Source organism: Actinotalea sp. (assembly GCF_041597215.1).
GTDB lineage: Bacteria > Actinomycetota > Actinomycetes > Actinomycetales > Cellulomonadaceae > Actinotalea.
Window position 1 is genome coordinate 21989 of the sequence record NZ_JBFHHB010000006.1, and the last position, 14196, is coordinate 36184.

General features: G+C 70.6%; 14 protein-coding genes. 8 read left to right on the top strand and 6 right to left on the bottom strand.

Annotation, left to right across the window (positions count from 1 at the left end; translation table 11 throughout):
- Positions 1 to 132: 132 nt before the first annotated feature.
- The 5 genes from ABWK99_RS01320 to dnaA form a co-directional block, all read right to left on the bottom strand.
- Positions 133 to 711, bottom strand: coding sequence for a DUF721 domain-containing protein (locus tag ABWK99_RS01320; protein WP_372592880.1), 579 nt, complete (start codon positions 709 to 711; stop codon positions 133 to 135).
- A complete protein-coding gene (gene recF / locus ABWK99_RS01325) occupies positions 701 to 1936 on the bottom strand; it encodes a DNA replication/repair protein RecF (protein WP_372592881.1) in 1236 nt (411 codons plus the stop codon). The genes ABWK99_RS01320 and recF overlap by 11 nt, the downstream gene beginning before the upstream one ends.
- Position 1937: 1 nt before the next feature.
- Positions 1938 to 2834 (bottom strand): phosphogluconate dehydrogenase (NAD(+)-dependent, decarboxylating), encoded by an 897-nt coding sequence (gene gnd, locus ABWK99_RS01330; RefSeq protein WP_372592882.1) that lies wholly within the window; start codon positions 2832 to 2834, stop codon positions 1938 to 1940.
- Between the two features lies 1 nt (position 2835).
- Entirely contained in the window at positions 2836 to 3966 is a 1131-nt protein-coding gene (gene dnaN / locus ABWK99_RS01335; protein WP_372592883.1) for a DNA polymerase III subunit beta, read from the bottom strand.
- Between the two features lie 521 nt (positions 3967 to 4487).
- Positions 4488 to 5996 carry a chromosomal replication initiator protein DnaA gene (dnaA, locus tag ABWK99_RS01340; protein WP_372592884.1) on the bottom strand — a complete coding sequence of 503 codons (1509 nt, stop codon included), beginning with the start codon at positions 5994 to 5996 and terminating at the stop codon, positions 4488 to 4490.
- A gap of 436 nt (positions 5997 to 6432) precedes the next feature.
- Between dnaA and rpmH the strand changes: the two genes are divergently transcribed.
- The 8 genes from rpmH to ABWK99_RS01380 all read left to right on the top strand — a co-directional run bounded on the left by rpmH (position 6433) and on the right by ABWK99_RS01380 (position 12646).
- Positions 6433 to 6570, top strand: a complete 138-nt coding sequence (rpmH, locus tag ABWK99_RS01345; RefSeq protein ID WP_010849920.1) for a 50S ribosomal protein L34 — start codon at positions 6433 to 6435, stop codon at positions 6568 to 6570.
- 3 nt (positions 6571 to 6573) lie between these two features.
- Positions 6574 to 6960: a ribonuclease P protein component gene (gene rnpA, locus ABWK99_RS01350; RefSeq protein WP_372592885.1), complete on the top strand. Its 387-nt coding sequence runs from the start codon at positions 6574 to 6576 to the stop codon at positions 6958 to 6960.
- On the top strand, positions 6960 to 7262 hold the full coding sequence (yidD, locus tag ABWK99_RS01355) for a membrane protein insertion efficiency factor YidD (RefSeq protein WP_372592886.1): 303 nt from the start codon (positions 6960 to 6962) through the stop codon (positions 7260 to 7262). Before rnpA ends, yidD begins: the two co-directional genes overlap by 1 nt.
- Entirely contained in the window at positions 7259 to 8644 is a 1386-nt protein-coding gene (yidC, locus tag ABWK99_RS01360; RefSeq protein WP_372592887.1) for a membrane protein insertase YidC, read from the top strand. Before yidD ends, yidC begins: the two co-directional genes overlap by 4 nt.
- 86 nt (positions 8645 to 8730) lie before the next feature.
- Positions 8731 to 9243 (top strand): protein jag, encoded by a 513-nt coding sequence (locus ABWK99_RS01365; RefSeq protein ID WP_372592888.1) that lies wholly within the window; start codon positions 8731 to 8733, stop codon positions 9241 to 9243.
- 8 nt (positions 9244 to 9251) lie between these two features.
- Positions 9252 to 10142, top strand: a complete 891-nt coding sequence (rsmG, locus tag ABWK99_RS01370; protein ID WP_372592889.1) for a 16S rRNA (guanine(527)-N(7))-methyltransferase RsmG — start codon at positions 9252 to 9254, stop codon at positions 10140 to 10142.
- Between the two features lie 309 nt (positions 10143 to 10451).
- Positions 10452 to 11462 (top strand): ParA family protein, encoded by a 1011-nt coding sequence (locus tag ABWK99_RS01375; protein WP_372592890.1) that lies wholly within the window; start codon positions 10452 to 10454, stop codon positions 11460 to 11462.
- Positions 11462 to 12646 (top strand): ParB/RepB/Spo0J family partition protein, encoded by a 1185-nt coding sequence (locus ABWK99_RS01380; RefSeq protein ID WP_372592891.1) that lies wholly within the window; start codon positions 11462 to 11464, stop codon positions 12644 to 12646. Before ABWK99_RS01375 ends, ABWK99_RS01380 begins: the two co-directional genes overlap by 1 nt.
- A 332-nt stretch (positions 12647 to 12978) precedes the next feature.
- Here the strand turns inward: ABWK99_RS01380 and ABWK99_RS01385 are convergent.
- Positions 12979 to 14196 (bottom strand): PLP-dependent aminotransferase family protein (locus tag ABWK99_RS01385; protein ID WP_372592892.1); only part of this gene is annotated, 1218 nt, incomplete at its 5' end.

Below are 14196 nucleotides of genomic sequence, written 5' to 3' on the forward strand. Positions count from 1 at the left end.
GTCTACCGGTAGAACCGCCCCACAGGCCGCTGTGCACGGATGTGGCGCGTTCACGAGAACCGGGCGTCACCGGGTGGTCACGGCCTGGCCGTCAGGGGCTCTCAGAGGCTCCGACGGCCGTCGGCCACCGCGCTATCCGTAGGTGTCCCGCGGACCACGGCCCGGCACGCTCCGCGGACCCTTGGTCCACCGTGGACCCGCGGGCCCGAGGACCTTCAGCTCCTGCACCACATCGGGCCCCAGCTCGGCCGCGAGCCGGGAGAGCAGCTCGGAGCGCAGATGGCCCAGGTTGACGGCCCACGAGGTGGAGTCGGCCCGCAGCACCAGGACCCCGGCCTCGAAGGTCTCCGGCACGCAGTGGTCGGCGATCCGGTCCCCGACGACCTCGCGCCAGCGGCCGATCACCCCGCCGACGGAGAGCTCGGTCGACCATCCCCTCTCGGCCGCGAGCCGGGCGAGCGCGTCGCCGACGAGCGCCGGGTCGCGACCGTCCCTGCGCGCACCGGAACGCTGCTCGGGTTCGGGCCCGCGACGCGAGGTGCCGGGACTGCCGGGACGCAGGCCCTTGCTCCGCGCCGCAGCCTTGGCGCGTTCCAGCCCCGCACGGGCCACCTCGGAGGCCGGGGTCAGGCCGAGCCGCTGAGCGACCGGGCGCGGATCGACCGGTGCCTCGTCCTCACCGGGTACCCGGCGGACCACCTCATCGGACACGGCTCACCTGACCGCCGAAGACGTCGATCCTGGCGCCCTCGAGCTGTTCCGGGACGTCCTCGGGCACGGCGGCCGTCAGGAGCACCTGCTCGGCCCCCGCGACGAGCGCGGCGAGCCGTCCGCGACGACGGGTGTCGAGCTCGGCGAAGACGTCGTCCAGCACGAGGACCGGCTCACTGCCCTCCTCCCAGCCGGCATAGCCCTCTGCCGGTCCGGTGCCGGAGGAGCCGTGGGTGAGCAGCTGGAAGGAGCCGAGACGAAGGGCGAGCGCGAAGGACCAGGACTCCCCGTGGCTGGCGTAACCCTTGGCCGGCAGTCCGGCGAGCGTGAGGACGAGGTCGTCACGATGCGGGCCGACGAGGTTCACCCCGCGGTCGATCTCCTTCGCGCGCAGGCGACTCATCGCCTCGAGCAGCTGTGCCTCCAGCAGCTCGACGGTCGCCCCGAGGTGCGGGACGCCGGTGGTGCCCGCCGGTCCCGGTCGTCCGACAGGTCCGTCGGTGCCGGCGGCCGCCGACTCCTCCAGCGAGGAGCGGTACCCGAGGACCGCCTCGCCCTGACCGTCGCTGACCTGCTGGTAGGCATGCGCCACATGAGGGCGGAGCTCCTCGACCAGGGCGATCCGCTGGAGCAGCACCTGGGCGCCGATCTCGGCGAGCCGTGCGTCCCACACGTCGAGCGTGCGCAGGTCGAGCTCGCCGCGACCGCGGCGCGCACCCCCGGCGCTCTTGAGCAGGGCACCGCGTTGCCGCAGGACCCGGTCCTGGTCGGCGAGCACCCCTGCCATCCGCGGGGACATCTGGACGGTCAGCTCGTCGAGGAACCGACGCCGCCCGTCCGGGTCCCCCTTGACCAGCGCGAGGTCCTCGGGCGCGAACAGGACGGTGCGCAGGATCCCGAGCACGTCCCTCGCTCGACGCACCGGCGACCGGTTGACCTGGGCACGGTTGGCGCGGCCGGGGTTGAGCTCGAGCTCGACGAGGGTCTGCCGGTCACCGCGCACGGCCCGCAGTCGCACCACGGCGCGCTCGGCACCCGCGCGGACGAGGGCGGCGTCGCTCGAGACACGATGGCTCCCGAGGGTGGCCACGTAGCCCACGGCCTCGACGAGGTTGGTCTTCCCCTGGCCGTTCGGACCGACCAGTGCCGTGACCCCTGGCTCCAGGTCGAGGTCGACCTGGCTCCACGAGCGGAAGTCGGTCAGCGAGAGCTTCGCGACGTGCACGTCACTGCTCGGTCGGTGCCGGTCGGACCGCGTGACCACCGAACTGCTGCCGCAGTGCCGCGACCGCCTTCATCGCAGGGGAGGCGCCCTGCCGCGAGGCGAAGCGGGCGAAGAGCGCTGCGGAGATCACCGGGAGCGGGACGGCGAGGTCGATCGCCTCGTCGACCGTCCACCGCCCCTCGCCCGAGTCCTCGACCCAGTCGCTGATCTCGCCGAGGGAGGGATCCTGGTCGAGGGCTGCGACCAGCAGGTCGAGCAGCCAGGAGCGCACGACGGTTCCCTGGGTCCAGGCACGCAGGGTGCCGGGCACATCGGTGACCAGGTCCTGCGCCTCGAGGAGCTCGAAGCCCTCGGCGTAGGCCTGCATGAGGCCGTACTCGATGCCGTTGTGCACCATCTTCGCGTAGTGCCCGGCACCGACGGGTCCGGCGTGCACGAAGCTGTCGGCCCGCTCACCCGCCGGCCGCAGGGCGTCGAAGACGGGCATGACGGCGGCGACGTCGTCCTGCGCGCCCCCGGCCATCAGCCCGTAGCCGTTCGCCAGACCCCAGACCCCGCCGGAGACACCGACGTCCAGGTAGCCGATCCCCTGCCGGGCGAGCATGGCCGCGTGCTCGGCGTCGTCCTTGTAGTGCGAGTTGCCGCCGTCGACGACGACGTCGCCCGCAGCGAGCAGCTCGCTGAGCTCGGCGACGACGCTCCGGGTCGGGGCTCCCGAGGGCACCATGACCCACACGACGCGGCGACCGGCCGGCAGCTCCGCGACGAGCTCGCCGAGGGAGGCGACGTCCGAGACCGAGGGGTCACGGTCGTACCCGGTCACGGCGATCCCGGCCCCGCGGAGGCGGGTGCGCATGTTCGCACCCATCCGGCCCAGGCCGACCAGGCCGAGGTGCATCTCAGCTCGCAAAGCGGATCGGCACGAGCAGGTAGCGGTAGGACCTGTCGTCCTCGCCCTCGAGGCTGCCCTGACCGGTGAACTCGACCGGCTTGTTGGGGTGGGTGAAGGCCATCCGCACGAAGTCGGTGCTCAGCGCACCCAGGCCGTCGAGCAGGTACTGCGGGTTGAACGCCACGGTGATGTCCTCACCGGTCAACGAGGCCTCGAGTGCCTCGGACGCCTGGGCGTCGTCGCCCTGACCGGCGTCCAGGACGACCTGGCCCGCGCTGAACGCCAGCCGGATCGGGGTGTTGCGCTCGGCGACGAGGGACACGCGCTTGGCGGCCTCGATGAGCGCGGCCTTCGCGACCACCGCGTGGATCGGGCTCTCCTCGGGGAAGAGCCGCCGCACGGGCGGGTAGTCGCCGTCGACCAGGAGCGAGGTGGTGTGCCGGCCCCCGGCCTCGAAGCCGATGAGGTCGACCCCCGTGCCCGTGGCGAGCGCGACGGTCACCTGGTCCGAGCCACCGAGGGACTTGGCGGCATCGGACAGGGTCCGGGCCCGCACGAGGGCGACGGCCGACAGGCCAGGGGTGGCAGGGGTCCACGGCAGGGTGCGCAGCGCGAGCCGGTAGCGGTCGGTGGCGAGCAGGGTGATGAGATCGCCCTCGATCTCCATCCGCACACCGGTGAGCAGCGGAAGGGTGTCGTCGCGGCTGGCCGCGACGGTGACCTGGGCGACGGCCTCGGTGAGCTCGTCGCCGCGCACGACGCCGACCTCGGCCGGCATGGCGGGAAGGGCGGGGTACTCCTCGACCGGCATGGTCAGGAGCGTGAACCGGCTGGCACCGCAGGTGACGACGACCCGGGTGCCGTCGAGCGCCAGGTCGACGGGCTTGGCGGGAAGGGCGCGGGCGATCTCCGCCAGGAGACGCCCGGAGACCAGCACGGTGCCCGGTTCGCTGACATCCGCCGCGATCTCGGAGCGCGCGGAGACCTCGTAGTCGAAGCTGGAGAGCTGGACGACACCGGAGGAGTCGGCCTCGAGACGCACGCCGGCGAGCACAGGAACGGGAGGACGGGTCGGCAAGGACCTCGCGGTCCAGGTGACCGCCTCGGCGAGCACGTCCCGCTCGACCCTGAACTTCATCGTCTGTCCCTTCGCCCTGCCTCAGTTGCCGGATGCGCGCGCACCTGGGGCCCAGTGGTCCAGCAGAACCCTACGGCAGACGGGGGTTCGTCACGAGGAGCCGCACTGCTCCGGACGGGGGTCGGTCTCCGGCCGGCCCCGGGAAACGTCACCGGGCCTCATGACGGTGCTCGGGATCTCCGGGAAGAACAAGAGTCATCGTCATCATCGGTGGTGTGGATTCTGTGGACGGTGCTCGTTCCTGCAGGTCAGCATGTCGTTCGCGATGGGGACGGTGCTGTCCACGGATCTGTCGACAGCACCGGTCCTCGGTGGATGGTTGTCATTCGTCCACGGGGCGTCCACGGGTGCGTCGTGTGTCGTACACAGCCCGCTGGCGCGTCGTCCACCGCTCTCCACAGGGATGTCCACAGGTGTGAACAGTCGTCCTACAACTTGTGCTCACCGGATGAGCGCGCGCGGACGTGCGCGGACGGGTTGTGAGGTGACGGAGGTCACACGATCCCTGACGCGCAGGAGGGTCAGCCGCGGTGCTGCTGCTTGATCCGGCTCGTCAGCTCGGTGACCTGGTTGTAGATCGAGCGTCGCTCGGCCATGAGCTCGCGGATCTTGCGGTTCGCGTGCATGACGGTCGTGTGGTCGCGACCGCCGAACTGCTGACCGATCTTGGGCAGGCTCATGTCGGTCAGCTCGCGGCACAGGTACATGGCGATCTGTCGTGCGGTGACCAGCACGCGGGAGCGTGACGACCCGCACAGGTCGTCGATGCTCAGCCCGAAGTAGTTGGCGGTCTGGGCGATGATCGCGGCCGCGGTGATCTCGGCGGTGTCCTGGTCGGTGATGAGGTCCTTGAGGACGATCTCGGCCAGGGCGAGGTCGACCGGCTGCCGGTTGAGGCTCGCGAAGGCGGTGACCCGGATCAGCGCGCCCTCGAGCTCGCGGATGTTGGTCGAGATCTTCGAGGCGATGTAGGACAGGACGTCGTCGGGTGCCGAGAGGTTCGCGTTCCCCGCCTTCTTGCGCAGGATCGCGATGCGGGTCTCGAGGTCGGGCGGCTGGACGTCGGTGATCAGGCCCCACTCGAAGCGGGAGCGCATCCGGTCCTCGAAGCCGTTGAGCAGCTTGGGCGGGACGTCCGAGGTGATGACGACCTGCTTGTTCGCGTTGTGCAGGGTGTTGAACGTGTGGAAGAACTCTTCCATCGTCTGTTCCTTGCCCTGCAGGAACTGGATGTCGTCGACGAGGAGGATGTCCATCTCGCGGTAACGGCGCTGGAAGGCGCCGGCCTTGCCCTCACCGATCGAGTTGATGAAGTCGTTGGTGAACTCCTCGGAGTTCACGTACCGCACCCGCAACCCGGGGTACAGGCTCATCGCGTAGTGACCGATCGCGTGCAGCAGGTGCGTCTTGCCGAGACCCGAGTCCCCGTAGATGAACAACGGGTTGTAGGCCTTGGCCGGCGCCTCGGCGACCGCGACGGCAGCGGCATGCGCGAAGCGGTTCGACGAACCGATGACGAAGGTGTCGAAGAGGTACTTCTCGTGCAGCCGGGACGGTTCGCTCGGCGGACGCAGGTCAGGGGTCCTGCCCTGCGAGCGCTCGTCGTAGGAGCGACCGTCGTGCATCCGGTCGACGTCCGCGTCCTGGAAGCGTTCCCCGGCCGGCCGCGGCATCCGCTCGCCGTCGAGGGCCGAGGGGGTCCCACCCCGCTCGCCGGCCGTCGCTCCGTTCGACGGCGCGATCGGTCGGGTGTCGGCGTCGTCGAGGGAGGGGTCGACCGTGACGGCGAAGCGGGTGTCGGCCCCGAAGGCCGTCACCAGCGCAGCGGAGATCGAGGTGCGCAGCCGCACCTCGAGGAACTCCTTGGTGAAGTCGTTGGCGACCGCGACCAGGACGGTGCCGTCGAGCACACCGAGGGGGCGGGCGAGCCGGAGGAAGGCCAGCTGCTGGGGTGTCGTCGCAGGGTCGTTCGCGATGAGGTCGATGGCACGGCCCCAGGTGACGTCGACCTGGTCGTCCTGTGCTGCCACCGGTTCTCCTGTTTCCGTCGGTCCACCCTTGCGCGCCCCGGAGTCTGTCACGCGCTCGTCGTGGTCCACACGTTTGTCCACAGGTTGTGGGAAGGGGGTGCGAGGGATGACCGTCGGCCACGAGAGGGACATTCCCCTGGTGGCGCCGATCCTGTTCCCCTCGACCCCGGCGTGTCGCCCAGCCCTTCGGTTCGGTGTCAGCGATGATAGGGGGTTCCGCATGGTCTGTGCTGCCGATCGGCGGGTGACTTCCGAGGGTTTGACCAGACGCCCGTGGCCGCGTACCGTGACACAGCCGTTCTTGGCGGCTCATGCCGCGTGCCCGCAGGTCGATCGGATCATCTCCGAACCGGCCGACCCGGGTCGCGCAAGCGGTCCGTCGAGAATCTCCAGCTTCCGCCGCCCGGCGGTGACCTGATCAACCTGTGGAGTATCTGTGTCCAAGCGCACCTTCCAGCCGAACAACCGGCGCCGTGCCAAGACCCACGGCTTCCGGCTGCGTATGCGGACGCGCGCCGGACGCGCGATCCTCGCCGCCCGCCGGCGCAAGGGCCGCGCGGAGCTCTCCGCCTGACCTGTGCTTCCTGCACCGCTCCGGATGCGTCGATCGGGTGACTTCCCGCTGACGATCCGAGGCGGTGTGCGAGCGGGACGGACGACCGTCGTCGTGCACTGCCGACCTCGCGAGAGCGGGCCAGGCGGTGAGGAGTCGGCGCACGAGGCCCATGTCGGGCTCGTGGTGTCGAAGGCCGTCGGCGGTGCCGTGGTCCGCAACACCGTGCGTCGACGGCTTCGAGGGTTGGTGATGGAGATGCGCGACCTGCTCCCCCGTGGGGCCGACGTCGTCGTGCGTGCCTTGCCCCCCTCGGCCTCTGCCGACTACTCGACCCTCGGGTCCGACCTCCGGTCCGCCCTGGCGACCGTCGAGCGTCGTCTGGGTGAGCGCCGGACGGGTCGTTCGTGATGACGGTGCTCGATCTCCTGCGCCGTGCGCCTCGTCGGGCCCTGATCGTCCTCGTGCGGGGCTACCAGCTCGTGATCTCCCCGATGACACCGCCGTCGTGCCGGTTCTACCCGAGCTGCTCGCAGTACGCCCTGATCGCCGTCGAACGCCATGGGGCGTTCCGTGGCGGCTGGCTGGCATTGCGGCGGCTCGGGCGATGCCACCCCTGGACCCCTGGCGGGATCGACGACGTCCCACCTGCACGCGATGACGCGTCCGCACCCCATCTGCACGCCGAGCGAGCGAGGAGCTCCACGCGATGAGTTGGTTCGACACCCTGCTGTGGCCCATCAAGCTGGCCGTGGCCTGGATCATGGTCACGTTCCACTCGTTGGCCGAGCCCCTCGGTATCGACCCCGAGTCAGGACTCGCCTGGGCGCTGTCGATCGTCGGGCTCGTGGTGGTCATCCGGATCCTGCTCATCCCGCTCTTCGTGCGACAGATCAACGCCTCTCGGGCGATGCAGATGCTCTCCCCCGAGCTGCAGGCGATCCAGAAGAAGTACAAGGGCAAGACGGACCCGGCGTCGCGTGAGGCGATGAGCCGGGAGACGATGGCGCTCTACTCCAAGCACGGCACGAACCCGTTCTCCTCGTGCCTGCCGATCCTCGCGCAGTCACCGATCTTCTTCGCGCTGTTCCGCGTGCTCTACAACCTTCCTGCGGTGGCCGACGGCACCTACGCCAAGGAGAGCATCGGGGTCCTGACCCAGGACCTCGCGCGCCAGGCGACGGACGCCACGCTCTTCGGTGCACCGATCTCCTCGTACTTCCTCGAGGCGAACGCGACGAGTGCGACCCGCGCGGTCACCGTCGTCCTCATCGTCCTCATGTCCCTGACGACCTTCACCACGCAGCGGCAGCTGACCCAGAAGAACATGCCGGCCTCGGCCCTCACGGGACCGATGGCGCAGCAGCAGAAGATGCTCCTGTACGTCCTGCCGCTCGTGTTCGCCTTCTCGGGCGTCAACTTCCCGATCGGTGTCCTCATCTACTGGACGACGACGAACCTCTGGTCGATGGGCCAGCAGTTCTACGTCATCCGACGCAACCCGACTCCCGGCTCCGCCGCCGAGCGCGAGCTCAAGGAGCGGCGGGCCCGCAAGGCCGCGGCGAAGGGGATCGTCCTGGAGGAGGAGAAGCCGGCGATCGAGGAGAAGCCTCGCGGCCAGCGTCAGCAGCCCAAGCGCAAGGACCGTGACCGTCCCGTGCAGCGACCTGTCGGCGACACGACCGCGGACGAGGCTCCGGGCCCCGACACGGAGAGCGGCTCCGCGGCGAAGCGGACCGGTGGGGCTCAGCGCTCGACGCCCCGCCCGGCGTCCGGCGAGAACGCGCCCGCGCGCAAGCCGCGCCGGCGTCCCAGCGAGCAGGGCTCGGCATCTGCCGGGGCATCGACCGGTACGACCCCCGCTCGGCCGCGACCGGCAGCCAAGCCGGCCATCGAGCCCACCTCCGACGGCGCGGGCGCTCCCCGCAAGCGCCGGCGTCCCGCTGACGGGTCCGAGGGCGGACCCACCGGGACCGGGCGACGTCCGCGTTCGGCCGGGGCTCCCGGCGACGACAAGCCCGCACGGAAGCCGCGCCCCAAGCCGGAGCGCGATGCCCCCGACGAGACGGCGACGCCCGAGCAGGCCGACGACTGACCAGGCCGACGACCGACCAGATCCTCGGATCGCCCACAGACTTCGACAGACACTGCGGCCGTGCGCCGCACGACCAGGAGGACCCGATGAGCGCGCAGACCCCGGCTCCGGACGCGCAGACGTCCCACACGAGCAAGCTCGAGGAGGAGGGCGACGTCGCAGCCGACTACCTCGAGGAACTCCTCGACATCGCCGATCTCGACGGTGACATCGACATCGACATCGACCACGGGCGTGCCTCGCTCGCGATCGTGGCCGAGGAGGGTTCGGTGCGTTCCTTGCGCCGGCTCGTCGGCAAGGACGGCGAGGTGCTCGACGCGATCCAGGAGTTGACCCGCTTGGCCGTGCAGGCGAGGACGGGCGAGCGCAGCCGGCTGATGCTCGACATCGGTGGCTTCCGGGCCCAGCGTCGGACCGAGCTGACCGCCGTCGCGCGGTCGGCGATCGCGCAGGTCCAGGAGTCCGGTGAGCCCGTCTCCCTCGAGCCGATGAACCCGTTCGAGCGCAAGGTGGTGCACGACGCCGTGGCCGAGGCGGGCCTGGTGAGCGACAGCGAGGGTGTGGAGCCCGCCCGCTACGTCGTCGTCCGTCCCTCCTGACGTTTCACGTGGAACATCATCGCGAGGACGAGGGCGATCCGGGCGTCGACGCAGCGGATCCCCAGGTCGTCGCGTTCCTCGGTCAGGCGCATGCAGCGGTCGCGGCCTTCGGTGAGGCGCTGACCGCCGAAGGTGTGCTCCGTGGCCTGCTCGGTCCGCGCGAGATCCCACGGCTGTGGGAGCGTCACCTGCTCAACTCCGCAGCCGTGGCGGCGCTCCTCCCGGAGACGGGGACCCTGGTGGATGTCGGTTCGGGCGCCGGGCTTCCCGGTGTGGTGCTCGCGGCGATGCGGCCGCGGATGCGGGTCGTCCTGCTGGAGCCGATGGAGCGGCGGGTCGCCTGGCTCGAGCACGTCACAGCGCTGGTGGGGCTGGACAACGTCGAGGTCCTTCGCGGCCGGGCGGAGGACGTCACAGGTGCGCTCCACGCCGATGTGGTGACGGCTCGGGCCGTCGCGCCGATGGCGAGGCTCGCGGGCTGGACCCTCCCCCTCCTGGTCCAGGGCGGCGTGCTCCTCGCCCTCAAGGGCCGTCAGGCCGGGGACGAGCTCGCGGCCGCGTCGGCAGAGCTGGCGCGGTACGGCGGTGACGCCGGGGAGGTCCTCCAGCTCCCGTCCGTCCCGGAGGTCGATCCCACCACCGTGGTGCGCGTGCATCGCACCTCGATCCCGGTCGCCGCCCCGGCGACGGGAGGCGGGCGAACCGGGCGCAGCTCCAGCCGTGCCGTCCCGGGTCGAGGCGCAGAGAAGCGGACGGATCGCTCCCCTGGGTCGAGCACGTCGGAGGGTCGGGCCGGCTCCAGGAGCTCCTCTGCTGGAGACGGACCTCGGGGCACCGGGGGTCGGGGCTCGCGGCCGCGAGGCCCGGGCGAGCGCCCCTCGGGCCCGCGCACACCGTAGGGCGCGCGGCCGAGGGTCGGGGCCTGCGCGGAAGGAGTGGCGGGGCGCGTGGTGCACAGGGCGAAGGGCTCGACGGGTCCCTGGGTCCGGCAGGGTGCAGGGACGGGGTCATGCCCCTGCCCCGGTGGGCGAGGGAGTGGTCCGCTCGCGTCAGGACCCGGCGACGCGGGTTCGTTGCAGGTCCGCGGGACGCCGGTGCGTGTCCGACCTGATCGCGGAGCCGCTGCGGGCCGGGAGATCGCGCGGATCGGAGCTCATCGGTGGTGATCGGCGCTCCGGTGCCCGGAGGAATGGCAGGATGGGTCGGTCATGACGGGAGACGCAGTGGATCAGCAGTTCGAGCAGCATGTTTCACGTGGAACACGCGACGCCGACGAGGCGCGCCGCGCCGCGTTGATCGACAGCATCCCCGCCACCGACGAGAGCACTCCTCTTGCTGCTCAGCTGGCGGCTGATGCGCGCAGACGGATCGACCTGGCGGGCCGTCGCTTCCCGCGTCCGCAGTCGACCCGCATCCTGACGGTCGCCAACCAGAAGGGCGGCGTCGGCAAGACGACCACGACCGTCAACCTGGCGGCTGCTCTCGCCCAGGCCGGCCTCAACGTGCTGGTCATCGACAACGATCCGCAGGGCAACGCCTCCACGGCGCTCGGGATCGAGCACCACAGCGGGACCCCGTCCATCTACGAGGTGCTCGTGGAGGACGAGGAGCTCGCTGCGGTGGTGCAGCAGAGCTCCGCGATCCCCCGGTTGTGGTGCGCTCCGGCCACGATCGACCTGTCCGGGGCGGAGATCGAGCTCGTCTCACTGGTGGCACGGGAGAACCGGCTGCGGATCGCGATCGACGCCTACCTGGAGGCCTGCGAGGCCGAGGGTCGAGAGCGCTTCGACTACGTCCTGATCGACTGCCCGCCGAGTCTCGGACTGCTGACCGTCAACGCATTCGTGGCGGCTCGGGAGGTCCTCATCCCGATCCAGTGCGAGTACTACGCGCTCGAGGGGCTCAGCCAGCTCCTGAAGAACGTGCAGCTCATCAAGAACCACCTGAACCCGAGCCTGCACGTGTCGACCATCGTGCTGACGATGTACGACGCGCGCACCAATCTCGCGCACCAGGTCGCCGACGAGGTCAGGGGCCACTTCCCGGACCAGACCCTGCGGACCTCGGTTCCTCGATCGGTCAGGATCTCCGAGGCCCCGAGCTACGGCCAGACGGTGATGACCTACGACCCTGGATCGACCGGTGCGCTCGCCTACCTGGCCGCGGCCCGTGAGATCGCCGAGCGGGGCAGCGCTCCGCTGTCCGAGAAGGAGTCCTGATGGCCGAGAAGCGACGCGGTCTTGGCCGCGGACTGGGCGCGCTGATCCCGAACGGCTCGGGCGCGGAGCGCCCCGTGGACGTCTTCTTCCCCGGTACGTCGGCGCCGGTCCCAGTGCACGCGACGGAGGGTGCGGCGGAGGGCACGGACGAGAGCACGGACGAGAGCGCCGCTGTTTCACGTGAAACAGAGGCGGTCCCCACCGGCAGTGCGACGGACGCCCGTACTCCTGACACCGACGTTTCACGTGGAACGGGTACGGAGCCCCCGGCAGTCGGCTCACCGGAGCCCGCGCCGGAGCCGGATGTTTCACGTGGAACGAGCACCGGTCAGGCTCCTACGGAGCTCCTCCCGGTCCCCGGCGCGCACTTCGCGGAGCTCCCGGTCGACGCGATCATCCCCAACCCTCGTCAACCACGGACCATCTTCGACGAGGAGGCTCTCCTCGAGCTGACGAACTCGATCCGCGAGATCGGCGTTCTGCAGCCGGTGGTCGTCCGGCGAAGCGGTTCGGACGAGGCCGGCGCCGCCCAGTACGAGCTCATCATGGGGGAGCGACGCTGGCGGGCCACGCAGGAGGCCGGCCTTGCGGTGATCCCCGCCATCGTCCGGGAGACGGACGACGAGGACCTGCTCCGCGACGCGCTTCTCGAGAACCTGCATCGCAGTCAGCTCAACGCCCTCGAGGAGGCCGCGGCCTACCAGCAGCTGCTCGACGACTTCGACTGCACGCACGAAGAGCTGGCGCGGCGGATCCACCGCTCGCGTCCGCAGATCTCGAACACCCTTCGCCTGCTCAAGCTCCCCCCGCTGGTGCAGCGACGGGTGGCGGCCGGGGTCCTCTCGGCCGGTCATGCCCGTGCCCTGCTCGGACTCCCGGACGCAGGAGCGATGGAACGGCTGGCGCAGCGGATCGTCGCAGAGGGCCTGTCGGTCCGCGCGACGGAGGAGATCGTCACCCTCGGCGGTGACGCCCCGAAGCCTGTGGTGCGCCGACCGCGTGCCGGTGACCGCAACGCCGCGCTCGACGACCTCGCGTCACGGCTGTCCGACCGGTTCGACACCAGGGTGAAGGTGCAGCTGGGGCGCACCAAGGGACGACTCACGGTGGAGTTCGCCTCCGTCCAGGACCTCAACCGGATCCTCAGCACCCTCTCCCCCGAGGACCCGGGCCTGCTCCGCTGATCGGCAGCACACCGAGGCGCCTGCCGACGGGCACAGCCAAGCGCCGACACGCGGAGCAAGGCCATGACGTGACGCTTCACGTGCCGACGTGACGGCTCACGCGCCGACCGCGCGGGGAAGTGCCACCACCCGACGGGTGACGGGGCGACGCGCCGGGTCCTGAACCGACGTGACGGCTCACGCGCCGACCGCGCGGGGAAGTGCCACCACACGAGGGGTGACGGTGCGACGCGCGTCGGGGTCAACCCGAGCACCAGTGCGTCGCCGCGGCAGCCCGTTCGAGCCAAGGGCTGTGCCCCTCGGATGGTTCCACGTGAAACACGCGCAGACCGTCAGGGGATGCCAGGCCCTGCGTCCTCGATGCCGTCCTCCGGTTCACCCTCGCGGTGTCCGTCGGTGCCGAAGAGCCGCATCATGGCGAGCTCCTCGTTGACCACGCCGGACAGCCGGCGTACCCCTTCGCGGATGCGGTCGGGTGTCGGGTAGCAGAAGGACAGGCGCATGTGGTCCGCACCCTGCCCGTCGGCGTAGAAGGCCGTCCCGGAGACGTAGGCCACCAGGTTGCTGATCGCCCGGGGGAGCATGGCCTGGGCGTCGAGACCCTTCGGCAGGGTGACCCACGTGTAGAACCCGCCACCAGGGACGGTCCACGAGGCCTCGGGGAGATGCTCGGCGAGAGCGTCGATCATCGCGTCCCGACGCTCCCGGTACATCTCGCGGAAGGCCTTGATCTGCCCGTGCCAGTCGTGGTTCGCCAGGTACATCGAGATGGCGAGTTGCGAGGCGTTCGAGGGGCACAGGATCGCCGACTCGCTCGCCAGGACGAGCTTCTCGCGGATGCCGTGCGGGGCCACTGCCCATCCCACGCGGTACCCCGGCGCGAAGGTCTTCGAGAACGAGCCGAGGTAGATGACTCCGCTGTCGTCGAGCGAGCGCATCGCGGGGATCGGCTCCTGGTCGAAGCCGAGCAGCCCGTACGGGTTGTCCTCGACGACCAGGACCCCGTGCCGCTGCGCGATCTCCAGGATCCGGGGTCGCCGCTCGAGGCTGAGGGTCACGCCTGCCGGGTTGTGGAAGTTCGGCACGGTGTAGAGGAGCTTCACCCGCCGCCCCTGCGAGCGCAGGCGCGTGAGGGTCTCCTCGAGCGCCTCCGGGATGAGGCCGTGCTCGTCGAGCGGGACGTGGACGACGTCCGCCTGATAGGCGCGGAAGACACCGAGGGCGCCGACATAGCTCGGCGCTTCGGCGACGATGACGTCGCCGGCATCGATGAACATCCGGGTCACAAGGTCGAGACCTTGTTGAGAACCGGTGGTGACGACGACGTCGTCCGGGTGCGCCGCGATCCCTTCGAGCCGCATGACGTCGAGGATCTGCTCGCGCAGCGTCTGGTCTCCCTGGCCCGAGCCGTACTGCAGGGCTGTGGTGCCGCGCTGGAGGACGAGGGCGTGCGCCTGCTCTGCGAGGGCCTGGAGCGGGAGGCCCTCGAGGTTCGGCATCCCGCCGGCCAACGAGACCACCTCGGGGCGGTTCGCGACGGCGAAGAGAGC